General features: G+C 70.2%; 19 protein-coding genes. 14 read left to right on the top strand and 5 right to left on the bottom strand.

From position 1 onward, the window contains the following. The first annotated feature begins 76 nt into the window (after positions 1-76). Positions 77-790 (top strand): class III extradiol dioxygenase subunit B-like domain-containing protein, encoded by a 714-nt coding sequence (locus PV396_RS02195; RefSeq protein WP_319199849.1) that lies wholly within the window; start codon positions 77-79, stop codon positions 788-790. A gap of 106 nt (positions 791-896) precedes the next feature. Here the strand turns inward: PV396_RS02195 and PV396_RS02200 are convergent, their stop codons facing one another. Both PV396_RS02200 and PV396_RS02205 read right to left on the bottom strand, forming a co-directional pair. After that, positions 897-1,166, bottom strand: a complete 270-nt coding sequence (locus tag PV396_RS02200) for an antitoxin (RefSeq protein WP_319199850.1) — start codon at positions 1,164-1,166, stop codon at positions 897-899. Positions 1,167-1,189: 23 nt separating this feature from the next. Further along, on the bottom strand, positions 1,190-1,465 hold the full coding sequence (locus PV396_RS02205) for a hypothetical protein (protein WP_319199851.1): 276 nt from the start codon (positions 1,463-1,465) through the stop codon (positions 1,190-1,192). Positions 1,466-1,646: 181 nt separating this feature from the next. Between PV396_RS02205 and miaA the strand changes: the two genes are divergently transcribed. The 6 genes from miaA (at position 1,647) to hflX (ending at position 9,792) form a co-directional block, all read left to right on the top strand. Continuing rightward, complete coding sequence (gene miaA / locus PV396_RS02210) at positions 1,647-2,585, top strand: tRNA (adenosine(37)-N6)-dimethylallyltransferase MiaA (RefSeq protein ID WP_319199852.1); 939 nt, start codon at positions 1,647-1,649, stop codon at positions 2,583-2,585. A gap of 108 nt (positions 2,586-2,693) precedes the next feature. Beyond that, complete coding sequence (locus tag PV396_RS02215) at positions 2,694-3,185, top strand: hypothetical protein (RefSeq protein ID WP_319200623.1); 492 nt, start codon at positions 2,694-2,696, stop codon at positions 3,183-3,185. A 23-nt stretch (positions 3,186-3,208) separates the two neighbouring features. Continuing rightward, positions 3,209-4,078 (top strand): diaminopimelate epimerase, encoded by an 870-nt coding sequence (gene dapF, locus PV396_RS02220; RefSeq protein WP_319199853.1) that lies wholly within the window; start codon positions 3,209-3,211, stop codon positions 4,076-4,078. A 298-nt stretch (positions 4,079-4,376) separates the two neighbouring features. Further along, on the top strand, positions 4,377-6,593 hold the full coding sequence (locus tag PV396_RS02225) for a RelA/SpoT family protein (RefSeq protein WP_319199854.1): 2,217 nt from the start codon (positions 4,377-4,379) through the stop codon (positions 6,591-6,593). 69 nt (positions 6,594-6,662) lie between these two features. Then, entirely contained in the window at positions 6,663-8,117 is a 1,455-nt protein-coding gene (locus PV396_RS02230) for a M1 family metallopeptidase (RefSeq protein WP_319199855.1), read from the top strand. Between the two features lie 178 nt (positions 8,118-8,295). Next, positions 8,296-9,792 carry a GTPase HflX gene (gene hflX / locus PV396_RS02235; RefSeq protein ID WP_319199856.1) on the top strand — a complete coding sequence of 499 codons (1,497 nt, stop codon included), beginning with the start codon at positions 8,296-8,298 and terminating at the stop codon, positions 9,790-9,792. Positions 9,793-9,898: 106 nt separating this feature from the next. Here the strand turns inward: hflX and PV396_RS02240 are convergent, their stop codons facing one another. Continuing rightward, positions 9,899-11,128, bottom strand: coding sequence for a hypothetical protein (locus tag PV396_RS02240; RefSeq protein WP_319199857.1), 1,230 nt, complete (start codon positions 11,126-11,128; stop codon positions 9,899-9,901). Between the two features lie 381 nt (positions 11,129-11,509). Here PV396_RS02240 and PV396_RS02245 point away from each other — a divergent pair, with 381 nt between their 5' ends. The 4 genes from PV396_RS02245 (at position 11,510) to PV396_RS02260 (ending at position 17,990) form a co-directional block, all read left to right on the top strand. Further along, complete coding sequence (locus PV396_RS02245; RefSeq protein WP_416071317.1) at positions 11,510-12,997, top strand: diaminobutyrate--2-oxoglutarate transaminase family protein; 1,488 nt, start codon at positions 11,510-11,512, stop codon at positions 12,995-12,997. Between the two features lie 171 nt (positions 12,998-13,168). Beyond that, positions 13,169-15,103 (top strand): IucA/IucC family protein, encoded by a 1,935-nt coding sequence (locus tag PV396_RS02250; RefSeq protein ID WP_319199858.1) that lies wholly within the window; start codon positions 13,169-13,171, stop codon positions 15,101-15,103. A 79-nt stretch (positions 15,104-15,182) separates the two neighbouring features. Beyond that, positions 15,183-15,893 carry a GNAT family N-acetyltransferase gene (locus tag PV396_RS02255; RefSeq protein ID WP_319199859.1) on the top strand — a complete coding sequence of 237 codons (711 nt, stop codon included), beginning with the start codon at positions 15,183-15,185 and terminating at the stop codon, positions 15,891-15,893. Between the two features lie 84 nt (positions 15,894-15,977). Continuing rightward, positions 15,978-17,990: an ATP-dependent DNA helicase gene (locus PV396_RS02260; protein ID WP_319199860.1), complete on the top strand. Its 2,013-nt coding sequence runs from the start codon at positions 15,978-15,980 to the stop codon at positions 17,988-17,990. 143 nt (positions 17,991-18,133) lie between these two features. On the opposite strand, the gene lexA is transcribed toward PV396_RS02260, so the two are convergent. Next, complete coding sequence (gene lexA / locus PV396_RS02265; protein ID WP_319199861.1) at positions 18,134-18,913, bottom strand: transcriptional repressor LexA; 780 nt, start codon at positions 18,911-18,913, stop codon at positions 18,134-18,136. A 510-nt stretch (positions 18,914-19,423) separates the two neighbouring features. Between lexA and nrdR the strand changes: the two genes are divergently transcribed. The 3 genes from nrdR (at position 19,424) to PV396_RS02280 (ending at position 23,956) form a co-directional block, all read left to right on the top strand. After that, on the top strand, positions 19,424-19,975 hold the full coding sequence (gene nrdR, locus PV396_RS02270) for a transcriptional regulator NrdR (protein ID WP_319199862.1): 552 nt from the start codon (positions 19,424-19,426) through the stop codon (positions 19,973-19,975). A 167-nt stretch (positions 19,976-20,142) separates the two neighbouring features. Continuing rightward, on the top strand, positions 20,143-23,040 hold the full coding sequence (locus PV396_RS02275) for a vitamin B12-dependent ribonucleotide reductase (protein WP_319199863.1): 2,898 nt from the start codon (positions 20,143-20,145) through the stop codon (positions 23,038-23,040). Positions 23,041-23,140: 100 nt separating this feature from the next. Next, complete coding sequence (locus PV396_RS02280) at positions 23,141-23,956, top strand: DUF2785 domain-containing protein (RefSeq protein WP_319199864.1); 816 nt, start codon at positions 23,141-23,143, stop codon at positions 23,954-23,956. Here the strand turns inward: PV396_RS02280 and PV396_RS02285 are convergent. Continuing rightward, positions 23,947-24,480, bottom strand: a complete 534-nt coding sequence (locus tag PV396_RS02285; RefSeq protein ID WP_319199865.1) for a TerD family protein — start codon at positions 24,478-24,480, stop codon at positions 23,947-23,949. The genes PV396_RS02280 and PV396_RS02285 overlap by 10 nt on opposite strands. Positions 24,481-24,577: the final 97 nt, after the last annotated feature.

Consider the following 24,577-nt stretch of genomic DNA (forward strand, 5'->3'; position numbering starts at 1 on the left):
TGCACGCTCCTCGACCCGGCCGATGCGCTGGGCGAGGACTGACACCGGGTCGTCCTGCGGGGCTACGCTGCCGATCATGCTTGTCGCCGCCGCAGTCTGCCCCTGTCCGCCGCTCCTCGTGCCCGAGGTGGCCGCGGGCGCCGCACCGGAACTGGACGCGGCGCGCGCGGCCTGTACGGACGCGCTGGGCGTGCTCGCGGCCGCCCGCCCCGACCTGCTGCTGGTCGTCGGGCCCGCCGAACAGAGCGGGCGCGGGCCGCACCCAGAGGGCACCCGGGGCTCGTTCCGGGGCTTCGGGGTGGACCTCGACGTACGCCTGGGCGCCGGGAGGGACGAGAAGGCGGAGCGAGAACTGCCGACGTCACTGGCCGTCGCCGCCTGGCTGCTGGAGCGGACCGGCTGGTCGCACCCGCCCGTCGAGGGCCTCGGCGTGGGGGAACCCCTGGCGGCCGATCGGTGCGTCGCGGTCGGGCGGGAGACCGCCGGGCGGGCGGAGAGGGTGGCCCTGCTGGTGATGGGCGACGCCAGCGCCTGTCGCACGCTCAAGGCACCCGGGTACCTGGACGAGCGGGCGGCGGGGTTCGACGAGGCGGCCGGACGCGCGCTGGGGACGGCGGACGTGGCGGCACTCAAGGCGCTGGACGCGGAACTGGCGTACGAGCTGAAGGTCTCGGGGCGGGCGCCCTGGCAGGTCCTCGCGGGCGCGGCCGAGGGCGCCGGCCTGGCGGGCACGCTGCTGTACGAGGACGCGCCCTACGGTGTGGGATACGTGGTCGCGGCCTGGTCGTAGCCGCGGCGTTGCCGTTGCCGTCGCCGTGACACGGCGGACGGCCGGGAGCGAGTGCTCTGCAGCCGTCCGTCGATGTGTCGTGCTGTTGTTCGTTCCTGCGTGCCCGTCAGGAAGCAGGTGGAGGCGCGTCCGGTGGCGGTGTGAACATGTCGTCCCGCGAGCCACCGTCCTTGTGGGCCATTCGTTCCACGGCGCCCTTCGCCTTGTCGGTGCCCGTGTGGATCTTGTCGCTGTACTTGCCCTTGGTCTTCTCGTCGACCGTTTTCGCGGCCTTGTCGATACCCCGTTCGATCTTGTCCCCGTGCTGCTGCGCGAGGTCGGAGACCTTCTCCTTGGCCGGGGTGAGCTTTGCCTTCAAGTTGTCCAGCAGACCCATGGTTCACCTTCCCTCGCGGGCAGTTACTTGCGGGCGCCCTCGCCGGCCTCGCTGTCGGCGGCCTCCTCGGCGGACTGCTGCTTGGGGATCTCGACGCCCTCGGTGGCGACCACGGCCACGGCTTCCGACTTCTCCGCCGTGATCTCCGTCTCGGCACCGCTGTCGGCCTCGGGCGACCCCTTCGCCGCTTCCGTCTCCTCCGCCGCGGGCTCGTCCGTCACCTCGACGGACTGCTCGTCGGCGGTCGACGCCTCTTCCGTAGTCTTCGACCGTCCGAGAAGCCGTGCAAAAACGCCCATATCCACTCCATACGTTACTCGTGCGGGCGAAATCCCGCGTCGCCCGGTGCGTCCGTTTGCGTCGCCCCCGTCACCGCCTCCCGAATCCGGCGGCGCGAACCTCGCAACTGGGAACGACCCCGGGCCCGTGCCGTCACGTAACTCGTTCGAGGAGGGGTCCGGGGTTTGCGAGACTGGGGCGGTGAGCAGCGCAGCCCCCACCCCCCGAGTCATCGCCGTCGTCGGCCCCACCGCAGCCGGAAAGTCCGATCTGGGCGTCTTTCTGGCCCAGCGTCTCGGCGGAGAGGTCGTCAACGCCGACTCGATGCAGCTTTACCGGGGGATGGACATCGGCACCGCCAAGTTGACGCCCGAGGAGCGCGGCGGCATCCCGCACCACCTCCTGGACATCTGGGACGTGACCGTCGCGGCGAGCGTCGCCGAATACCAGCGCCTCGCGCGCGAGCGGATCGACGCGCTGCTCGCCGAGGGACGCTGGCCGATCCTGGTCGGCGGCTCCGGTCTGTACGTCCGTGGAGCCGTCGACAACCTCGAGTTCCCCGGCACCGACCCGGAGGTGCGGGCCCGCCTAGAGGAGGAGCTCGCCCTGCGCGGCTCCGGCGCCCTGCACGCCCGTCTGGCCGCCGCCGACCCCGAGGCCGCGCTGGCGATCCTGCCCAGCAACGGCCGCCGTATCGTACGGGCGCTGGAGGTCATCGAGATCACCGGCAAGCCCTTCACCGCCAACCTGCCGGGCCATGACTCCGTGTACGACACCGTGCAGATCGGCGTCGACGTGTCCCGCCCCGAGCTGGACGAGCGCATCGCCCGCCGGGTCGACCGGATGTGGGCGGCGGGGCTCGTCGACGAGGTGCGCGCGCTGGAGGCGCACGGCCTGCGCGAGGGGCTCACGGCATCGCGCGCGCTGGGCTACCAGCAGGTGCTCGCGGCGCTCGCCGGGGAGTGCGGCGAGGACGACGCGCGCGCCGAGACCGTACGTGCCACCAAGCGCTTCGCGCGCCGTCAGGATTCGTGGTTCAGGCGCGATCCTCGGGTGCACTGGTTGAGTGGGGCTGCGGCGGATCTCACGGAACTTCCTCACCTCGCACTGGCGTTGGTCGAACGACCGGTCACAGCCTGATCACGTCATGGCATCGGGACGCTCAGGCCGTCATCCAGGCCTCCGGCGCCGTGCCATCATCGAGCTTCGATCGACCAAGTGGAGTCCGAGTTGGGAGGGCGCGTGGCGATGGAGGCCGGCCCTCGCGACACCGCACAAGGCGCGGGAAACGTCACCGGTGACGGTGGCGAAACGGAACAGGGCGAGGACCGTCTGAGCCCGGACGGGCCGGACGAGACACAGGGCGGTGTGACCGACGACGGTCCCGAACCGGACGAGATGTTCCTCGGGCCCGAGGTCGAGGTCGAACTGCGACCGCAGCGCAGGCTGCGCATCTGGCAGCTCGCCCCGATCGTTGTCCTGGCCGCGGTCGGCTCCCTGATGTTCGCCTTCCCGCTCGCCTTCGACTTCGGCGACAGCGGAGCCGTCATCGCCATGCTGGGGCTGCTCATCTGCTCCTGCGCCGCCGGGTGGGGCATGATGGCTGCCCGCCGGGTCGGCTACACGGCACCGGGACTCGGTGAGGAGCGCCGCCGGGACTGGCGGGTCGTACTGGCGTACGTCGTGACGGTGGTCGTCGTCATCGCGCTCGCCGTCCTCAGAGTGGCCCGTCTGCGCTAGAGCGGACGCCGTACGATCGAGGAATGAGCACGCGGATCGCCTTCCTCAAGGGCCACGGGACCGAGAACGACTTCGTGATCGTCCCCGACCCCGAGAACGTCATCGACCTCCCCCCGGCCGCCGTCGCCGCCCTGTGCGACCGGCGTGCGGGAATCGGGGGCGACGGACTGCTGCACGTCGTGCGGTCCGCCGCGCACCCCGAGGCCAAGGGCATGGCGGCCGAGGCGGAGTGGTTCATGGACTACCGCAACGGCGACGGCTCGATCGCGGAGATGTGCGGCAACGGGGTGCGGGTCTTCGCGCGCTACCTCCAGCGGGCCGGACAGGTGACCGAGGGGGACATCGCGGTCGCCACCCGCGGGGGCGTGAAGCGCGTACACATCGCCAAGGACGGTGACGTCACCGTCGGCATGGGCAGGGCACTCCTCCCCGAAGGCGAGGTCACCGTGCGCGTGGACGAGCGCAGCTGGCCCGCGCGGAACGTGAACATGGGCAACCCGCACGCGGTCGCCTTCGTGGACGATCTCGCGCACGCGGGAAACCTGTTCACCCCGCCGCCGTTCAGCCCGGCCGACGTCTATCCGGACGGGGTCAACGTCGAGTTCGTCGTCGACCGGGGCCCACGGCATGTCGCGCTGCGCGTGCACGAGCGCGGCGCCGGTGAGACGCGGTCGTGCGGCACGGGCGCGTGTGCCGTCGCCGTGGCCGCCGCGCGGCGTGACGGCGCCGATCCGGCCGTGACCGGAACTCCGGTGACGTACACCGTCGATGTGCCCGGTGGGCGCCTGGTGATCACCGAGAGGGCCGACGGGGAGATCGAGATGACGGGGCCCGCGGTGATCGTCGCCGAGGGCGAGATCGACGCGGAGTGGCTGGAAACCGTGCGGAGCTGAAGTGATCGGCGGCTTGACAACGCAGGTCGCTAGCCCGGTGGGGTATGGAAACCCTGGCCACCGGGCTCGGTCCGGCTTGAGATCAGGGGTGATAGCCGGACGGGTGGCTCGAATGCACAGACCCTCGAACCATCGCTCGAATGGGTGATCCGTTTCACGCTCGACGAGAGGTGGTCAGTCGCGCGTGATGGGCTCGGTAGCATCAAGCACCGGCCCGGACGGGGGAACGACACCATCCCCTGAGCCGTCGTCCGCCATGGGGTATCCCGTCCGCCGGTCCAGGTAGCCGGAGGTGCCCATGAGTGCGGAGGCCACGAATCCCGCGAGCCCAGGTGCTGTGACGCCCTCGCACAAGCTCGCGGCCTCGCTGGAACAGGACGGGCCCCCGTCGCCCCGCCGGCGGACCCGCCCCCGGATCGACCTGCGCCGACTGGGCAGAGCGGCGTTCCTCGGCTCCGCTACCCGCGACCGGCTGCCCGACGCCATCGGCCATGTCGTCGAGGCGCACCGGGCCCACCACCCCGACGCGGACCTCGAACCGCTGCGCCGGGCCTACGTCCTGGCCGAGTCCTCGCACCGCGGCCAGATGCGCAAGAGCGGCGAGCCGTACATCACGCACCCGCTCGCCGTGACGCTGATCCTCGCCGAACTCGGCGCGGAGACAACGACCCTGACGGCATCTCTGCTCCACGACACCGTCGAGGACACCGATGTGACGCTGGATCAGGTCGGCCAGGAGTTCGGTGCCGAGGTCTGCTACATCGTCGACGGCGTGACCAAGCTGGAGAAGGTCGACTACGGCGCCGCCGCCGAGCCCGAGACCTTCCGCAAGATGCTCGTCGCCACCGGGAACGACGTCCGCGTGATGTCGATCAAACTCGCCGACCGGCTGCACAACATGCGCACCCTGGGCGTGATGCGGCCCGAGAAACAGGAGCGCATCGCCAAGGTGACCCGGGACGTGCTCATCCCGCTCGCCGAACGGCTCGGCGTCCAGGCACTCAAGACCGAACTGGAAGACCTCGTCTTCGCGATCCTGCACCCCGAGGAGTACCAGCACACCCGGCAGCTGATCCTCGACAACGCCTCCCGCGCGGACGACCCGCTCGCCGAGATCGCCGACGAGGTACGCGTGGTGCTCCGCGACTCGGGGATCCAGGCCGAAGTCCTCATCCGGCCAAGGCACTTCGTGTCCCTCCATCGCGCGTCACGCAAACGCGGCCGGCTGCGCGGCTCCGACTTCGGGCGGGTCCTGGTACTCGTCAACGAGGACGCGGACTGCTATGGCGTACTGGGCGAGCTGCACACCTGTATGACGCCCGTCGTCTCGGAGTTCAAGGACTTCATCGCCGTTCCCAAGTTCAACCTCTACCAGTCGCTGCACACCGCCGTCGCCCGCGCGGACGGCCAGGTCGCCGAAGTCCTCATCCGGACCCACCAGATGCACAAGGCCGCTGAGGCCGGCGTCATCGCGCTCGGCAATCCCTACGCTCCTCCTTCGGAGGAGCAGACGGACGGCGACAGGGCGCGGGCCGACCTCGACGGCGAGCGCGTCGACCCCACCCGGCCCGGCTGGCTGTCCCGGCTCCTCGACTGGCAGGAGGCCGCGCCCGACCCCGACACCTTCTGGTCGACGCTGCGCGAGGACCTGGCCCAGGACCGCGAGATCACCGTCTTCCGGGCCGACGGGGGCTCGTTGGGGCTCCCCGAGGGCGCGAGTTGTGTGGACGCGGCGTACGCGCAGTACGGCGAGGACGCGCACGCCTGTATCGGCGCCCGGGTCAACGGCCGGCTGGCGACGCTGAGCACGGTTCTGCGTGACGGCGACACGGTCCAACTCCTCATGGGCCAGGACCCGGCCTCCGAGCCCTCCAGGGAGTGGCTGGAGCACGCGCACACGCCCGTTGCCAGGATCGCCATCCAGCGCTGGCTGGCCGCCCACCCGACCCAGGACGACCCGGCGCACGCGTCCGAGTCCTCCGCGGACGCCTCCGAGGCCGAGGCCGCGCGGGCGGCCCTCGACGCCCGAGCCGCGCAGGACGGCTCCGACGAGTCCCCGCCCGCCGCGACCGCCGTCGTCGACCAGCCCGGCGCGACCGTACGACTCGCCGGTTGCTGTACGCCCGTACCGCCCGACGAGGTCACCGGCTTCGCCGTGCGCGGGGGAGTGGTGACCGTGCACCGGGTGGAGTGCGCCGGGGTGGCGCGCATGAAGAGCACCGGGCGCGCGGAGGTCGGCGTGCACTGGGGGGACACCACCGAGGCCCGCGTCACCCTGGTCGCCGAATCGTTCGGCCGGCCCCATCTGCTGGCGGACCTCACCGAGGCCATCGCCCTGGAGGGCGTCGCGATCGTCTCGGCGACCGTCGAACCCCCAAGCCAGCAGCGCGTACGCCACACCTACACGCTCCAACTCCCGGACGCGGCGCACCTTCCGGCACTCATGCGGGCCATGCGCAACGTGCCCGGCGTGTACGACGTGAGCCGCGCGCAGCATCACGTGGCGGTTCCCTGACCTACCCTTTCGGGTGGGCCTGGTGCGAGTCGCCGTCATGGGGCGGGCGGGCGCTGGTAGCGGTGGTGCATGCTGCTCAACCCCCGCACCCGGTTCACGTCGGCGCTGCTCGCCTCCGCCGTCTCCGTCTGCCTCGTCGCCGCGAGCGCCCCCGCGGCCCCCCTGGGCGTCGGCGACCGCCTCTTCCCGCACCTGGGCAACCCCGGGTACGACGTGGCGTCGTACGATCTCGCCTTCACCTACCCCGGAAGCAACAGCAAGCCGCTCTCCGCCGTCACGACCATCGACGCCTGGACCACCACCGGACTCGAACAGATCAACCTCGACTTCTCCCACGGGACGGTCGGGTCGGTCGAGGTCGACGGTGAGCCCGCATCGTTCACCAGTGCGGGCGAGGACCTGGTGGTGACGCCCCGGACACCGTTGCCCGCCGGGAGCTGGACGCGGATCACCGTGCGGCACACCAGCGACCCCGTGTCCGCGCCAGGCCGGGACGGCGGCTGGGTGCGCACCGACGACGGGCTCGCGATGGCCAACCAGGCCGATGTCGCGCACCTGGTGTTCCCGTGCAACGACCACCCCTCCGACAAGGCGATGTTCACCATCAGGGTCACCGCCCCGAACGCCTACACGGCGGTGGCCAGCGGTCTGCCCACCGGCGTCGACCGGATCGGCGAGGCCACCACCTGGACGTACCGCACCCAGCACCCCATGGCCACCGAGCTGGCCCAGGTGTCCATCGGCCGCTCCACCGTGGTGCACCGCACCGGACCGCACGGCCTGCCCCTGCGCGATGTCGTGCCCACCAAGGACCGCGCGCTGCTCGAGCCGTGGCTGAAGAAGACGCCCGCGCAGATCGAGTGGATGGAGAACCAGGTCGGCCGCTACCCGTTCGAGACGTACGGGCTGCTCATGGCCGAGGCGTCGACCGGTTTCGAACTGGAGACACAGACCCTCTCTCTCTTCGAGAGAGGGCTGTTCACCGAGCCCGCGTACCCCGAGTGGTACGTCGACTCGATCATGGTGCACGAACTGGCCCACCAGTGGTTCGGCGACAGCGTCAGCCCCCGCACCTGGTCCGACCTGTGGCTCAACGAAGGACACGCCACCTGGTACGAGGCCCTCTACGCGGAGGAGAAGGCCGGCCGGAAGCTGGCGGACCGGATGAAGGCGGCATACGCGTCCTCCGACCGCTGGCGCACCGCCGGCGGACCACCGGCCGCCCCCAAGCCGCCCAAGCCCGGACAGAAGATCGGCATCTTCCGCCCGAACGTCTACGACGGGGCCGCCCTCGCCCTCTACGCCCTGCGCCAGGAGATCGGCCGCCCGGCGTTCCAGCGGTTGGAGGAGGCCTGGGTCGGCCTCCACAAGGACGGTGTCGCGGGCACCGCAGACTTCACGCGCCTCGCCTCAGAGATCGCGGGGCGGGACCTGGGCGCCTTCTTCCAGGCATGGCTGTACGCGGAGAAGACCCCGCCGATGCCCGGACGCCCCGACTGGAAGTCCCTCGCGCCCACGACATAGCGCCGCGAAATAACACCGTGACGAGACGGGGCGTGCCGTGCGACCATCTTCAGGTCGGCGGCGCCGCCCCCGGCCGCATGCGACGGCCTCCGGGAATCTCCCGGGGTGCTCGTACGTTGTGATCAGTGACGGGCTCGCTCCGTCACCGCACACGAAACCCCATCGACGTAAGGACCCAATGACCTCCTCTTCTTCCCCTTCCCAGGACACTGAGCGCTTCGCGCACACCTACCCCGAAGGTCTTCGGGCCGATGCCCTGATGGAAGAGGACGTCGCCTGGAGCCACGAGATCGACGGAGACCGGGACGGCGACCAGTTCGACCGCTCCGAGCGCGCGGCCCTGCGCCGCGTGGCGGGCCTCTCCACCGAGCTCGAGGACGTCACCGAGGTCGAGTACCGCCAGCTCCGCCTGGAGCGGGTCGTACTCGTCGGCGTGTGGACCACGGGGACCATCCGGGACGCGGACAACTCGCTCGCCGAACTCGCCGCTCTCGCGGAGACCGCAGGCGCGCTCGTGCTCGACGGCGTCGTCCAGCGCCGCGACAAGCCCGACGCGGCCACCTACATCGGCTCCGGCAAGGCCAACGAGCTGCGGGACATCGTCATCGAAACGGGCGCGGACACCGTCATCTGTGACGGTGAGCTGAGCCCCGGCCAGCTGATCCACCTCGAAGACGTCGTCAAGGTCAAGGTCATCGACCGTACGGCCCTGATCCTCGACATCTTCGCCCAGCACGCCAAGTCCCGAGAGGGCAAGGCGCAGGTCGCGCTCGCGCAGATGCAGTACATGCTGCCGAGGCTGCGAGGCTGGGGTCAGTCGCTGTCCCGTCAGATGGGCGGCGGCAAGGGCGGCGGCCTCGCCACCCGTGGTCCCGGTGAGACCAAGATCGAGACGGACCGGCGCCGGATCCGCGAGAAGATGGCGAAGATGCGCCGGGAGATCGCGGAGATGAAGACCGGCCGCGACATCCAGCGGCAGGTGCGCCGACGCAACAAGGTGCCCTCGGTCGCCATCGCCGGCTACACCAACGCCGGCAAGTCCTCGCTGCTCAACCGCCTCACGGGCGCGGGCGTCCTGGTCGAGAACGCCCTGTTCGCGACCCTCGACCCGACCGTGCGCCGGACCGAGACGCCCGGTGGGCGCCTCTACACGCTGGCGGACACCGTCGGCTTTGTACGGCACCTGCCGCACCACCTCGTCGAGGCGTTCCGCTCCACGATGGAGGAGGTCGGCGACTCCGACCTGATCCTGCACGTGGTCGACGGTTCGCACCCGGCGCCGGAGGAGCAGCTGGCCGCCGTGCGCGAGGTCATCAGGGACGTCGGCGCCACCGGCGTACCCGAGATCGTCGTGATCAACAAGGCGGACGCGGCGGACCCGCTGACGCTTCAGCGACTGATGCGGATGGAGACGCGTTCCATCGCGGTGTCCGCCCGCACCGGTCAGGGCATCGACGAGCTGCTCGCGCTGATCGACAACGAGCTGCCCCGGCCCTCGGTCGAGGTCGAGGCGCTCGTGCCGTACACCCACGGCAAGCTGGTCGCCCGTGCCCACACCGAGGGCGAGGTGATCTCCGAGGAGCACACGGCGGAGGGCACGCTGCTCAAGGTGCGGGTGCATGAGGAACTGGCGGCGGAACTTGCGCCGTATGTTCCGGCGGCAGCGACGCTTTAGGCTCCGCCGGGGTGCGTTTTTGTCTGCGGGTGCCTTGTGGCTTGTCGCGCAGTTCCCCGCGCCCCTGAAAGAGGCCCCCATGCCTTCGGCATGGGGGCCTCTTTCATCACTGGGTGGCGAACTTTGCGCTTACCTCGTCGTAGACGCCCTTGGCCACCTTGCCCAGGTGGGGGCCTGCCAGCCAGCCTGAACTCACTGGGCCGATCGAGGTGTTGGAGACGAGGGCCGGGTTGCCGTCCGAGCCCGTGGTGACCCAGCCGCCGCCGGAGGAACCGCCGGTCATGGTGCATCCGATCCGGTACATCGTCGGGTCGGACCTGACGATCGACAGCCGGCCCGGCTTGTCCTGGCACCGGTACATCGTCTCGCCGTCGAACGGAGCCGCCGCCGGGTACCCGGTCGCCGTGATGCTCCCCACCCGCGACACAGCAGGCGCGTCGAAGTCCACCGGCAGAGCCGAACCGACGGTCTCCTCGAGCGACCTGCCGCTGCCGCCCTTCTCCGGCGTCACATGGATGACCGCGAAATCGTACGGAGCCCCGTCGCCGCCCGTCGAACCGCCCTGCTTGATCCACTGGTCCGAGGTCTGGGCCCAGTCGGCCCACCAGACGCCGAAGGGAGCGATCTCCGTGCGAGGCGCGTTCTCCACCTCGGCGCTCGAGACGCCGGCGTTGTTGTAAGACGGCACGAAGGCCAGGTTGCGGTACCAGCCGCCCTTCTTGCCGGCGTGCACACAGTGGCCCGCCGTCCAGACGAGGTTCGACTTACCGGGGTGAGCGGGGTCGGCCACCACGGTCGCCGAGCAGACCATCGTGCCCTCCGGGGCGTCGAAGAACACCTTGCCCGCCTCGGGCGAGTTGGAGTGGTAGGCGGGCGGCACCGCCCTGGCCGTCACGGCACGCGGTGTCGGGTCGGTGACGCCCTGGTCGCCCGAGAGGTCGCCCGCGTCGATGCTCTTCTCGGGGTCGTCGGCGTCCCGCATCCGGTCCGTGTCCCACAGGCCCTCGATGATCGGGTTGACGTAGTCCTCGGCCTTGCGCAGCCAGTCGTCCTTGTCCCAGTTCTTCCAGGCGCCGTTCTTCCACTTGTCGATGTCGATCCCGTGCTCTTTGAGCTTGTCCTTGAGCCCGTCCGGGATCGTGATCTTCCCGGCCCCGTCGTCGGCCGCGGACGCGGAGGGTTGCCCGCTCGCGTCGGCGCTTCCGGAGCCCGTACCGCAGGCGGTGGCGGTGAGTGCGAGCGCCACGGCGAGGCCGACGGCGGCCGGCACGGGGGAGGTGCCGCGACGCGTGTTCCTCCCTCGGCGGGTGGTGAAGGGTGAACGTATGGGTCGCATGAGCTGACTCCCCCTGGCGTGGCCGAACCGTGTGCTGTCCCCGCACGGCACCACACACTAATGCGGTCGCTGTGGGGGCCGACCGGTGGAACCGCAACGGTTTCGCTACGGGCTCCTGATCTGCTGATCGTCGTGCGGGCCGCCCATGTGACGGCTTGTCATCACTGTTTCGGAAGTGCCTCCTCTGGTGCGCTGCTGCCGCCCGTTCCCGTGCTTTTTCAGCAGCGCTCACGCCATCGCCCCGTCGCCGCAAGGATCTTGAGCCGACCCGTGACTCCCATGGCGCACCAGGTGTTGGTAACGGGAGGGGTGTATCGGCGAGTTGGTGTTCGGCGGGCGGCGGAGCAGTGGGGAGTCGGGGCATTGGGGTTGCGGGAGTCCATGGAGACGGGGGAGACGGAAGCGGGAGCGGACGCCGAGGTCGACATGTGCGCCGACGCGCGCGGAGCGCACGAGGGGATTCTGCGGCGCCAGTCGGCGCGTGAGTCATCGGCACGCACCTACGCACGCGCCCTGCCGATCGTCCCCGTACGAGCACGCGGGATGACGATCGAGGGCGCCGACGGGCGCCGCTACCTCGACTGCCTCTCGGGCGCGGGGACACTGGCCCTCGGTCACAACCACCCCGTCGTGCTCGAGGCGATCCGCAAGGTGCTCGACTCCGGGGCGCCGCTGCACGTCCTCGACCTGGCGACCCCGGTCAAGGACGCCTTCATCACCGAACTGTTCCGTACTCTGCCGCCCGGACTCGCCGACCACGCGCGCGTGCAGTTCTGCGGACCGGCCGGTACGGACGCGGTGGAGGCCGCGTTCAAGCTCGTGCGCGCCGCGACCGGTCGGACCGGGATGCTCGCCTTCGCGGGCGCCTATCACGGGATGACCGCCGGTTCGCTCGGCGCCTCCGGCCACGCGACCGATGTCCGGGTCGCCCGGCTGCCGTTCCCCCAGGACTACCGCTGCCCCTTCGGGATGGGCGGCGACCGGGGCGCCGAACTCGCCGCCCGCTGGACCGAGTCCGTCCTCGACGACACCAAGTCGGGCGTACCTCTGCCCGCCGGGATGATCCTCGAACCCGTCCAGGGCGAGGGCGGGGTGATTCCCGCACCGGACGCCTGGCTGCGGCGCATGCGACGGATCACCGAATCCCGCTCGATCCCGCTGATCGCCGACGAGATCCAGACGGGAGTGGGCCGTACCGGCACCTTCTGGGCGGTGGAGCACAGCGGGGTCACCCCCGATGTGATGGTGCTGTCCAAGGCGATCGGAGGCAGCCTGCCGCTGGCAGTCGTGGTCTACCGCGAAGATCTCGACGTCTGGGAACCGGGCGCCCACGCGGGCACCTTCCGCGGCAACCAGCTCGCCATGGCCGCGGGCACGGCCACACTGAGGTACGTCCGCGAGCACGGCCTCGCCGACCGCGCGGCCACCCTGGGGGCCTGCATGCTCTCCCAGCTCCGGCAACTGGCGGCGGAGTTCCCCATCATCGGCGATGTGCGCGGACGGGGACTGATGATCGGGGTCGAACTGGTCGAACCCGGGGAGGAGCGGGGCACCGGCTCCACCGCGGACTTCGCCGGCGGTGATCGAGGCACCGATCCCGAGGTCCTTCCCGGCCCGGTCGGCGGTGGGCCGCACCCTGCCGCGCCCGAACTGGCCGTCGCCGTACAGCGGGAGTGCCTGCGCCGGGGACTGATCGTCGAACTCGGCGGACGCCGGGCGAGCGTGGTCCGGCTGCTTCCTCCGCTGACCATCAGCGACGAACAGGCCGCCGCCGTCGTCGACCGGCTGGCCGACGCCGTGGCAGCGGTGGCACGCGGCCACACCGATCCCGGCAGCCCTCACGCCACTCGCTCCGAGCGAGCGGGGTAGTCCAGGCCCACCGCCCGCCCGTACCCCCCGAACCCCTCGGTCCACTCCCGCACGTGCACTCGAACAACTCCACGAGGAACCGTCTTGAACAGCACCCCCGTACCCGAAGGCCGTTCCCACCCCACCCCCGCGCGAGGTCGCGGGCCAGGGAAGGAGCCCGGGAAGGAGACCGTGCCCCGGCAGAAGGGGGCGGTCGGTGGAGCCGAGTGGGCGCGCGGTGCCACGGCCGATCTCCTCGAACACATCGACCCCCACACCGCGGCCCAGGCCGCTGCCACCGAGAACCTGTTGCGCTGCTGGGTACGGGAGAACGACCTCCCCGCTCCCGGCGACGCCGTCCTCCGCATCCCCCTCCCGGCCAGCGGCACCGCCCTGCTGGCCCCCGTCCACTACTGGTCCCCGACCGGCTGGCACCGCTTCGGCCTCCCCCATCTGGCCGACGCCCCCATGGGAGCCCCGGCCGCCGACGCGGTCACCGTCGCGACCCTGCTCGCGAGGGAGGCGTACGCCGGCCCGAAGCCGACCACGTCGGACGGCGACCCGGTGACCGAGGGGGCCTCGACCGACGTGGACGCCATCCCGGCAGCGCTCGGCGAGCCGGACTCATCGGCTGCCGTTCCCTCCGTGCTGCCCTCCGACGCGGTCGACCTGGTCGCACGTGTGGCCGACTCCGTTCGCCGGACCGCCGTCTTCATCAGCGACCGTCGCGCACAGCCGGCCGACGGTCCCGACCTCTTCCTCACCGCCGAGCAGGCGCTCCTGCTCGGCCACCCCCTGCATCCGACCCCGAAGAGCCGCGAAGGGCTCGCCGAGGCCGAAGCCCGGCTCTACTCCCCGGAGTTGCGCGGCGCCTTCCCTCTCCACTGGCTGGCGGTGGCCCCCTCCGTACTCGCCACGGACTCCGCCTGGACCGAACGCGGCCGTCCCATCCGCGCCGAACAGCTCACCGCTCAGCTCATCGGCACCGCACTGCCCCTGCCCGACGGCTACGCGGCCCTGCCCCTGCACCCCTGGCAGATCCGCGAGACCCGGCACCGCCCACAGATCGCCTCCCTGTTCGAAGCCGGGCTGCTCCGAGACCTGTGCACCCACGGCTCCCCCTGGCACCCCACCTCCTCCGTACGGACCGTCCACCGCTCGGGTGCCCCCGCGATGCTGAAGCTCTCGCTGGGCCTGCGCATCACCAACTCCCGGCGCGAGAACCTCCGCAAGGAACTCCACCGGGGCGTGGAGGTGCACCGGCTGCTGCGCGGCGGACTGGCCAAGCAGTGGCAGTCCATCCACCCGGCCTTCGACATCGTCCGTGACCCGGCCTGGCTCGCCGTCGACGACCCGGACGGCCGCCCCGTCCAGGGCCTCGACGTGATGATCCGGCACAACCCCTTCCACCCGGCGGACGACGTGACCTGCGTCGCCGGACTCGTCTCGCCCCGCCCTCGCCCCCACCTGGGCAGCACGACCGACCCGCGACCGGAGGGACCGGTCCTGCGGTCCCGGCTCGCCGAGGTCGTCACAGGGCTCGCCGTACGAACCGGCCGCCCGCGCGGCGCCGTCGCCGCAGAGTGGTTCCTGCGGTACCTGGAGCAGGTCGTCCGGCCCGTGCTCTGGCTGGACAGCGAGGCCGGCATCGCCCTGGAGGCGCACCAGCAGAACACCCTGCTCCTGCTGGACGGCGACGGCTGGCCCCGGGGAGGCCGCTACCGCGACAACCAGGGGTACTACTTCCGCGAGTCCCGGCGCGCCGAACTCGACGCCCGGCTGCCCGGCATCGGCGAACAGAGCGACACGTTCGTCTCCGACGAGGTCACCGACGAGCGTTTCGCCTACTACCTGGGCATCAACAACGTCCTCGGCCTGATCGGCGCGTTCGGCTCGCAGCGCCTCGCCGACGAACAGCTGCTGCTCGCCGCGTTCCGGCGCTTCCTCAAGGACATCGCCTCGGGCCCCGCCCGACCGCGTACGTCCCTGCCCGGCTCCCTGCTCGACTCACCCGTCGTGCGCTGCAAGGCCAATCTGCTCACCCGGCTGCACGGCCTGGACGAGCTCGTCGGCCCGGTCGACACCCAGTCCGTCTACGTCACCATCGCCAACCCCCTCCACTCCTGACACCCGCGACGACAGCGACTCCCCCGCACCTTCACCCCCGAGGAAACCGACACACCCCATCTCCCGAGAGGAGCGTCCCGTGCCTTCCGTCGACGCGAGCACCGACGCCCGTACCGACTTCACCACCGCCCCGACCGCCGAGAACAGCGAGGACACGCTGGAGCTGCGTCTGCCCGCCGAGTTCGTCGCGAGATACACCGAGAGCGGCGAGAGTGCCGACGATCTCCTTGACCGCATCGGGAACTGGGGACCGAGCCGCACGCCAGCGGGGTCGTTCCACCTGGTCCCCGTCCAGGTCGAGCGCGATCTGCCGCTGATCGGCCGCTGGATAAACGACCCCACCGTGGCCACCTTCTGGGAGCTGGCCGGCACCGAGTGCGTGACCGAGGCTCACCTGCGGTCCCAGCTGGACGGCGACGGACGCAGCGTCCCCTGTCTCGGCCTGCTGGACGGGACCCCGATGAGCTACTGGGAGGTCTACCGCGCCGACCTCGACCCACTGGCCCGGCACTACCCCGCCCGGCCCCACGACACCGGAGTGCACCTCCTGCTCGGCGGTGTCGCCGATCGTGGACGCGGCCTCGGCAGCATCCTGCTCAGAGCGGTCGCCGACCTCGTTCTCGACAACCGTCCTTCCTGCGCGCGGGTCGTCGCGGAACCGGATCTGCGCAACACTCCCTCCGTGTCGGCCTTTCTGAGCGCCGGTTTCCGGTTCGCCGCCGAGGTGGATCTGCCCGTCAAGCGGGCCGCTCTCATGATCCGGGACCGGGGTCTGCGCGATGCGCTGTAGACCCCCTGTGCCCCTTCTGATCCCACTGTGCGCTCCCGCCTTGATCACCCGATTGTCAGTGCCGCCCCGTAGGGTGGTCGCGCTATGACGAAGCCCTCACTCCACGAACTCCTGCACGCTGCCGTCACCGCTGTCGGCGGTACGGAGCGCCCCGGCCAGGTGACCATGGCCGAAGCCGTCGCGGAGGCGATCGACGACGGTTCCCATCTGCTGATCCAGGCAGGCACCGGCACCGGAAAGTCGCTCGGCTACCTCGTACCCGCGCTCGCGCACGGCGAGCGGGTCGTGGTCGCGACCGCGACCCTCGCGCTGCAGCGGCAGCTCGTGGAGCGCGACCTGCCACGGACGGTCGACGCCCTGCATCCGGTGCTGCGCCGCCGCCCCGAGTTCGCGATGCTCAAGGGGAGATCGAACTACCTGTGCCTGCACCGCCTCCACGAAGGCGTGCCGCAGGACGAGGACGAGGGTCTCTTCGACCAGTTCGAGGCGGCCGCCCCCACCAGCAAGCTGGGCCAGGACTTGCTGCGCCTGCGCGACTGGTCGGACGAGACCGAGACCGGAGACCGTGACGGCCTCACCCCCGGCGTCTCCGACAAGGCCTGGGCTCAGGTCTCCGTCTCCTCTCGCGAGTGCCTCGGCGCCTCGAAGTGCGCGTACGGAGCCGAATGCTTCGCCGAGATGGCCCGCGAGCGCGCCAAGCTCGCCGAGGTGATCGTCACGAACCACGCGCTGCTCGCGATCGACGCCATCGAGGGCGCGCCCGTCCTGCCGCAGCACGAGGTGCTGATCGTCGACGAGGCGCACGAACTGGTCTCGCGGGTCACCGGAGTGGCCACCGGGGAGCTCACCCCCGGCCAGGTCAACCGTGCCGTGCGCCGGGCGGCGAAGCTCGTCAACGAGAAGGCCGCCGACCAGCTCCAGACGGCGGCCGAGGGCTTCGAGCGGGTGATGGAACTGGCCCTGCCGGGCCGCCTGGAGGAGGTTCCGGAAGACCTCGGGTACGCGCTGATGGCGCTGAGGGACGCGGCCCGCACGGTGATCTCCGCGATCGGCGCGACCCGCGACAAGTCGGTCCAGGACGAGGACGCGGTCCGCAAACAGGCGCTGGCCTCGGTGGAGTCCGTGCACGACGTCGCGGAGCGGATCGCGAACGGCTCGGAGTGGGACGTCGTCTGGTACGAGCGGCACGACCGCTTCGGTGCGTCCCTGCGGGTGGCCCCCATGTCGGTGTCGGGCCTCCTGAGGGAGAAGCTCTTCACGGACCGCTCAGTGGTCCTGACCTCGGCGACACTCAAGCTGGGCGGAGACTTCAACGGCGTCGGGGCCTCCCTGGGGCTCGCCCCCGAGGGCACTGCGGGCGACGACCTTCCGCAGTGGAAGGGCGTCGACGTCGGCTCGCCCTTCGACTACCCGAAGCAGGGCATCCTGTACGTCGCCAAGCACCTGGCTCGTCCCGCGCGCGACGGCGACCGCGGGGACATGCTCGACGAGCTCACGGAGCTGATCCAGGCGGCGGGTGGGCGCACGCTCGGCCTGTTCTCCTCGATGCGGGCCGCTCAGCTCGCCGCGGAGGAACTCCGTTCCCGCATCCCCGAGTTCCCCATCCTCCTGCAGGGTGAGGAGACGCTGGGCGAGCTGATCAAGAACTTCGCGGCCGATCCCAGGACCTGTCTGTTCGGCACGCTGTCGCTCTGGCAGGGAGTCGATGTCCCGGGCGCCAGCTGTCAGTTGGTCGTCATGGACAAGATCCCTTTCCCGCGCCCGGACGACCCGCTGATGAGCGCTCGTCAGAAGGCCGTCGAGGACGCCGGGGGCAACGGCTTCATGGCCGTCGCCGCCACGCACGCGGCGCTGCTCATGGCGCAGGGCGCCGGCCGCCTCGTACGGGCGACGGGGGACCGCGGTGTGGTCGCCGTACTCGACCAGCGGTTGGCCACGGCCCGGTACGGCAGCTATCTGAAGGCCTCGCTGCCGGACTTCTGGTACACCACGGACCCCAACGTGGTCCGGCGCTCGCTGACCGCGATCGATGCCGCGGCGCAGCAGACGGAGAACGCGCCGGCGGCCGAGGAGGCCGAACAGGCGGCGGAGGCCTAGACACCGATGTGCCGGGCACCGACCTCGGTCGGTGCCCGGCACATTCGCGCGCCTGAACACGGGACAACACAGGGCCCCGGAACCGGCGCAGGGGTTCCGGGGCCCGGCCAGGGGTGGGCCCGAAGGCCCACCTCCCGCAGCTCTCACACGCGGCGGAGAACCGCCACCACCTTGCCGAGGATCGTCGCCTCGTCGCCGGGGATCGGCTGGTACGCGGAGTTGTGCGGGAGAAGCCAGACATGGCCGTCCTCGCGCTTGAATCGCTTGACCGTGGCCTCGCCGTCCAGCATCGCGGCCACGATGTCGCCGTTCTCGGCGACCGGCTGGCGGCGCACCGTCACCCAGTCGCCGTCACAGATCGCCGCCTCGATCATCGAGTCACCGACGACCTTCAGGACGAAGAGCTCTCCGTCACCCACCAGTTGGCGGGGGAGCGGGAACACGTCCTCGACCGATTCCTCGGCGAGGATGGGACCGCCGGCGGCGATACGGCCCACAAGGGGGACGTACGACGCGGCGGGCTTGCCCGCGGTGTCCGTGGGCTGCACGGAAGCCCCTTGGTCGGAACCGCGTACTTCATAGGCGCGCGGGCGGTGCGGGTCACGGCGCAGGAATCCCTTGCGCTCCAGGGCCATGAGCTGGTGTGCGACCGATGAAGTACTGGAGAGGCCGACTGCCTGCCCGATCTCGCGCATCGACGGCGGGTAACCGCGTCGTTGCACGGAGTCCCTGATGACCTCGATCACGCGCCGTTGCCGGTCTGTGAGTCCCGAGCTGTCCGCTCGGATTCCTGGAGGTCGTCCAGGGAGGGACCGCTTGTGTCCCTCGGGATTCGTGGCTTCGTTCATCGCATGCACCGGCTCGAGTCGGCCCTGGGAGCGGTCCTGGGCGGTGATGGTGGCACTGTCTGCGGTGGTGGTCACGTCGGCCCCTCTCGATGGTCTCCCGTGCAGTGCAACGGTAGTTGCTTTCGAAAGGTTGCGCCAAACACACGTTCGAGTGAAAAATTGGCGATGGCCTGCCGCGATCAGATTTCTGGGTGTATGGCTGACGAACTGCCGGGCGGACAAAAGGGCTGATTGTTGTACCCTTCACCGCCGGGGTGGCGACCTCGTGGGCCGGTGGTCAAGTCTGCCACCCGGAACCCCGTCAGCCGGGGAGCGGCCCTCGCTGCGCGCGGTTCTCACCGTATCTCCGCAAGTTCCGCAGCGGTATGGCCGTGCGGCACATGCCAATAGCGTTGCGACACGCGTGTGTGCGGTGGATGTACGGGCCAATCCCCACATGTAGTGGTTGGATTACGGCCGTAGCCCAGAAGTTGTGGTCCCCCGGGTCTTCGGTCCCTCGGGCATCACCTATGCTGGGGGCTGCTTCGAGGGGCTCAAGGGTCCTTGCGAGGCCATTGAGTCTGCTGTGAGGGAGGGTTGGAGAACATGCACTGCCCCTTCTGCAGGCACCCCGACAGCCGCGTCGTCGACAGTCGTACGACCGACGACGGCACGTCGATCCGCAGGCGCCGCCAGTGTCCCGACTGCTCTCGCCGGTTCACGACCGTCGAGACGTGCTCGCTCATGGTGGTCAAGCGGTCCGGAGTCACCGAGCCGTTCAGTCGTACGAAGGTCATCAATGGCGTGCGCAAGGCGTGCCAGGGACGACCCGTCACCGAGGACGCGCTCGCCCAACTCGGCCAGCGTGTCGAGGAAGCGGTGCGCGCCACCGGAAGTGCCGAGCTGACCACCCACGACGTGGGGCTGGCCATACTCGGTCCGCTGCAGGAACTCGACCTTGTCGCCTACCTGCGATTCGCGTCCGTCTACCGGGCGTTCGACTCGCTGGACGACTTCGAGGCCGCCATCGCGGAGCTCAGGGAAGCGCCGCGCCGCCCCGCCGTGGACGACGAAGACCCGGATGTGGGGCGCCAGGAAGACGACCGCGGGTCCGGGGGGACTGCTCAGGTCCCCGTGCCCGCCCACGCCGCCGACTGACCGGCGGGCCGGAACCGGACGGCGCGTTCGGACCCGGCCCCGGATCACGGCAGGCGAAGACCTGCTGCGGGCGGCAGGCAAGAGAGTGCCCGCAGCGCAAGAAACAACACCGTGTCATGGGAACAACGTGACACTTCTGGGCGTTTTGCCCGATACAGGGAGGCGGCATGACAGAGACGGCGAGCGGTCCGGCACGGAGTTCCCGAGCCAAGGGGACGAAGGTGGCCAAGGGCCTGCGCATCGAGCGGATCCACACCACCCCGGGCGTGCACCCGTACGACGAGGTCGAGTGGGCGAGCCGTGACGTCGTCATGACCAACTGGCGCGACGGCTCGATCAACTTCGAGCAGCGTGGCGTCGAGTTCCCCGACTTCTGGTCGGTGAACGCGGTCAACATCGTCACCAGCAAGTACTTCCGCGGTGCTGTGGGCACCCCGCAGCGCGAGGTGAGCCTCAAGCAGCTCATCGACCGCATCGTGAAGACGTACACGAAGGCCGGTGAGGACTACAAGTACTTCTCCTCCCCGGCTGACGCGGAGATCTTCGAGCACGAGCTGGCGTACGCCCTCCTGCACCAGATCTTCAGCTTCAACAGCCCGGTCTGGTTCAACGTCGGGACGCCTCAGCCCCAGCAGGTCTCGGCCTGCTTCATCCTGTCCGTCGACGACTCCATGGAGTCGATCCTCGACTGGTACAAGGAAGAGGGCATGATCTTCAAGGGCGGCTCCGGCGCCGGCCTGAACCTCTCCCGGATCCGCTCCTCCAAGGAACTGCTCTCCTCCGGTGGCAACGCCTCCGGCCCGGTCTCCTTCATGCGCGGCGCCGACGCCTCGGCAGGAACGATCAAATCGGGCGGCGCCACCCGCCGCGCGGCCAAGATGGTCATCCTCGACGTCGACCACCCCGACATCGAGGACTTCATCGAGACCAAGGTGAAGGAAGAGGAGAAGATCCGCGCCCTGCGCGACGCGGGCTTCGACATGGACCTGGGCGGCGACGACATCACGTCCGTCCAGTACCAGAACGCCAACAACTCGGTCCGGGTGAACGACACGTTCATGAAGGCGGTCGAGGCGGGCGGCAAGTTCGGTCTCACCTCCCGGATGACCGGCGAGGTCATCGAGGAGGTCGACGCCAAGGCCCTCTTCCGCAAGATGGCCGAGGCGGCCTGGGCCTGCGCCGACCCGGGCATCCAGTACGACGACACGATCAACCGCTGGCACACGTGCCCGGAGTCCGGCCGGATCAACGGCTCGAACCCGTGCAGCGAGTACATGCACCTGGACAACACGTCCTGCAACCTCGCCTCGCTGAACCTGATGAAGTTCCTCAAGGACGACGGCAAGGGCCGTCAGTCCTTCGAGATCGACCGCTTCGCGAAGGTCGTCGAACTCGTCATCACCGCGATGGACATCTCCATCTGCTTCGCCGACTTCCCGACCGAGAAGATCGGCGAGAACACGCGCGCGTTCCGCCAGCTTGGCATCGGCTACGCCAACCTCGGCGCCCTGCTGATGGCGACCGGTCACGCGTACGACTCCGAGGGCGGCCGCGCCCTGGCCGGTGCGATCACCTCCCTGATGACCGGCACGTCGTACCGCCGCTCTGCCGAACTCGCCGCGGTCGTCGGCCCGTACGACGGTTACGCCCGCAACGCGCAGCCGCACCTGCGGGTCATGAAGCAGCACGCCGACGAGAACGACAAGGCCGTCCGGATGGACGACCTGGACACCCCGATCTGGGCCGCCGCCACGGAGGCCTGGCAGGACGTCGTCCGCATCGGCGAGAAGAACGGTTTCCGTAACGCGCAGGCGTCCGTCATCGCCCCGACCGGCACCATCGGTCTCGCGATGTCCTGCGACACCACGGGTCTTGAGCCCGACCTCGCGCTGGTCAAGTTCAAGAAGCTCGTCGGCGGCGGCTCGATGCAGATCGTCAACGGCACGGTCCCGCAGGCCCTGCGCCGCCTGGGCTACCAGGAGGAGCAGATCGAGGCGATCGTCGCCCACATCGGCGAGCACGGCCATGTGATCGACGCCCCGGGCCTCAAGCACGAGCACTACGAGGTGTTCGACTGCGCCATGGGCGAGCGGACCATCTCCGCGATGGGCCACGTGCGCATGATGGCCGCGATCCAGCCGTGGATCTCCGGCGCCCTGTCCAAGACGGTCAACATGCCGGAGTCGGCGACCGTCGAGGAGGTCGAGGAGATCTACTTCGAGGCCTGGAAGATGGGCGTCAAGGCGCTCGCGATCTACCGCGACAACTGCAAGGTCGGCCAGCCGCTCTCCGCCAAGAAGAAGGAGGACGAGAAGGCCGAGGTGACCGCGAAGACCGAGGCGACGATCCGTGAGGCCGTCGAGAAGGTCGTCGAGTACCGGCCGGTCCGCAAGCGCCTCCCCAAGGGCCGTCCCGGCATCACCACGTCCTTCACGGTCGGCGGCGCCGAGGGTTACATGACCGCCAACTCCTACCCGGACGACGGTCTCGGCGAGGTCTTCCTGAAGATGTCCAAGCAGGGCTCCACCCTCGCGGGCATGATGGACGCCTTCTCGATCGCCATCTCGGTGGGTCTGCAGTACGGCGTTCCGCTGGAGACGTACGTCTCGAAGTTCACCAACATGCGCTTCGAGCCGGCCGGTATGACGGACGACCCCGATGTCCGTATGGCCCAGTCGATCGTCGACTACATCTTCCGCCGCCTGGCGCTGGACTTCCTTCCCTTCGAGACGCGTTCCGCCCTCGGCATCCACTCCGCCGACGAGCGCCAGCGCCACCTGGAGACGGGGTCCTACGAGCCGACCGAGGAAGAGGTCGACATCGAGGGCCTGGCCCAGTCGGCGCCCCGAGCCCAGGAACTGAAGGCCGTCGCCACCCCGACGACCGCCGCCGAAAAGGCGCCGGAGCCCGTGCTGGCACAGGTGCACACCAGCGCCGAGCTGGTGGAGATGCAGCTGGGTATCCAGGCGGACGCCCCGCTCTGCTTCTCCTGCGGTACGAAGATGCAGCGGGCCGGCTCCTGCTACATCTGCGAGGGATGCGGGTCGACCAGCGGTTGCAGCTGACCCGACCGACGGTCCCTGACCGGTGAGTGAAGGAGGAGGGGTGCCGGCCATGTGCCGGTGCCCCTCCTTCGTCGTGTCGTGGGTCGCGTAACCTCCGTCCATGGACAACGAGTTGCGGCGTCATGACGGGGACATGGGCGAGCTCTCGGGGGCCGCCCGGGCCGCGGCTCTCGAGGCGCTGGTCATGGATCTCCGCTCCCCGGATCCCGTCGTGCGGGACGAGCAGGCGTACGTCACGGCCGTCCGCTGGACACCCGGCCTCGACTCGGCGGAGCGGCGGTGGCTCGGGGACCGTATGGCCGGACTGTTCGACGATCCCGACATTCAGGCGCGCGCGTTCGCTCCGCTCGTCCTGGCCCGGATCGTCGACGCGGGGGACTGGCGGCAGGAGTGGTGGGAGGCGTTCGCCGGGTGGTACCCCGGCGAGACCGATCTGCGCGGGTACGACCCCGTGCTCGGCTGGGTCCATGCCGCCGCCCACGGGGCCGATCTCCTGGCGGCTCTCGCGCGGCGCCCGCAGCAGAGCCCCGAACCGTTGCTCGCGTTGATCGTCGCGCGCCTGCTGGCCGACACCGGGCAGGTCTTCGACGCACAGGAGGACGACCGCATCGCTCGTGCGCTGGCCAGGATCCTGTGCCGGCCCGGGCTCGGTGCCGCCGAGTCGGTGGGATGGCTGGACGCCGTCGCGGCGGCGTTCCGGACGGGGGAGCCGGGGCCGGTTCCCCCGTGGGCCTCGAACACCATGCGCACGCTGCGGATGCTCTACCTGCTGGCCGACCGCGGGTTGCTGACGCCGGGAGAGGACGGCCCGCCGAGCACGGTCACCCATCGGGAGGCCGTACTCGACGCCCTGGCCGCCACCCTCGCGATCGTCACCCCCTACCTGCCCTCCCCTTCGGGGAGGGATCAGGTCTGACGCGTGCGGCCCATCTCCTCGGTGAATGTCGCGGGGTCGTCCTCGAAGCCCTGGACACCGGAGTGGAAGTCCCACGACCCGGACTCGTCCCGGACGAACTCGGCGACCGTGGCCGCCGTGGATCCCAGCACGCCGCCGAAGTCGTCCTCGGCCAGGACGGTGTAGCCCTCGCGGATGCGCAGGCCGGGACTGAGGACGCTCACGAACGTCCGGTGCGTGGAACGCTGTTGGATGATCACACCGACCACCACGCGCGCGTACTGCGCGCCCAGCCGGTCGAACTCCAGCGTCATGACCTCGTCCCAGCCGAAGCCCTTGCCGTCCTTGCTGTCCCGGTTGAGTGTGATCGTGCCGTCCGGGGAGCGGCTGTCGAAATGCACCACATAGGCGGGATCGCCGTACGGATCGCTCGCCGGGTAGGTCGCGGCAACGATGTCGAGATCGGTGGGCGGCTGCCCGGCCGGACTCGGATCCCACTTCAGTGAGACTTCGGCCTTGCGGATCCCCTTGTTGAGGGCCTTCACCAGACTTCCCTTCCCCGTTCGCCGTGGGCTCTCACCCCAACTGCCGGTACATCACAGCTGGTTGTCCATCGTGCCACGCGCGCGGGGGCGCTCGCGC

Origin of the sequence: Streptomyces sp. ME02-8801-2C (assembly GCF_033793965.1) — a bacterium.
Classification (GTDB): domain Bacteria; phylum Actinomycetota; class Actinomycetes; order Streptomycetales; family Streptomycetaceae; genus Streptomyces.

Coding starts and splice junctions, on each gene's coding strand:
- PV396_RS02195 (WP_319199849.1), top strand. CDS start 77: ATGCTTGTCGCCGCCGCAGTCTGCCCCTGTCCGCCGCTCCTCGTGCCC.
- PV396_RS02200 (WP_319199850.1), bottom strand. CDS start 1,166: ATGGGTCTGCTGGACAACTTGAAGGCAAAGCTCACCCCGGCCAAGGAG.
- PV396_RS02205 (WP_319199851.1), bottom strand. CDS start 1,465: ATGGGCGTTTTTGCACGGCTTCTCGGACGGTCGAAGACTACGGAAGAG.
- PV396_RS02215 (WP_319200623.1), top strand. CDS start 2,694: ATGGAGGCCGGCCCTCGCGACACCGCACAAGGCGCGGGAAACGTCACC.
- dapF (WP_319199853.1), top strand. CDS start 3,209: ATGAGCACGCGGATCGCCTTCCTCAAGGGCCACGGGACCGAGAACGAC.
- PV396_RS02225 (WP_319199854.1), top strand. CDS start 4,377: ATGAGTGCGGAGGCCACGAATCCCGCGAGCCCAGGTGCTGTGACGCCC.
- PV396_RS02230 (WP_319199855.1), top strand. CDS start 6,663: ATGCTGCTCAACCCCCGCACCCGGTTCACGTCGGCGCTGCTCGCCTCC.
- hflX (WP_319199856.1), top strand. CDS start 8,296: ATGACCTCCTCTTCTTCCCCTTCCCAGGACACTGAGCGCTTCGCGCAC.
- PV396_RS02240 (WP_319199857.1), bottom strand. CDS start 11,128: ATGCGACCCATACGTTCACCCTTCACCACCCGCCGAGGGAGGAACACG.
- PV396_RS02245 (WP_416071317.1), top strand. CDS start 11,510: ATGGAGACGGGGGAGACGGAAGCGGGAGCGGACGCCGAGGTCGACATG.
- PV396_RS02260 (WP_319199860.1), top strand. CDS start 15,978: ATGACGAAGCCCTCACTCCACGAACTCCTGCACGCTGCCGTCACCGCT.
- nrdR (WP_319199862.1), top strand. CDS start 19,424: ATGCACTGCCCCTTCTGCAGGCACCCCGACAGCCGCGTCGTCGACAGT.
- PV396_RS02275 (WP_319199863.1), top strand. CDS start 20,143: ATGACAGAGACGGCGAGCGGTCCGGCACGGAGTTCCCGAGCCAAGGGG.
- PV396_RS02280 (WP_319199864.1), top strand. CDS start 23,141: ATGGACAACGAGTTGCGGCGTCATGACGGGGACATGGGCGAGCTCTCG.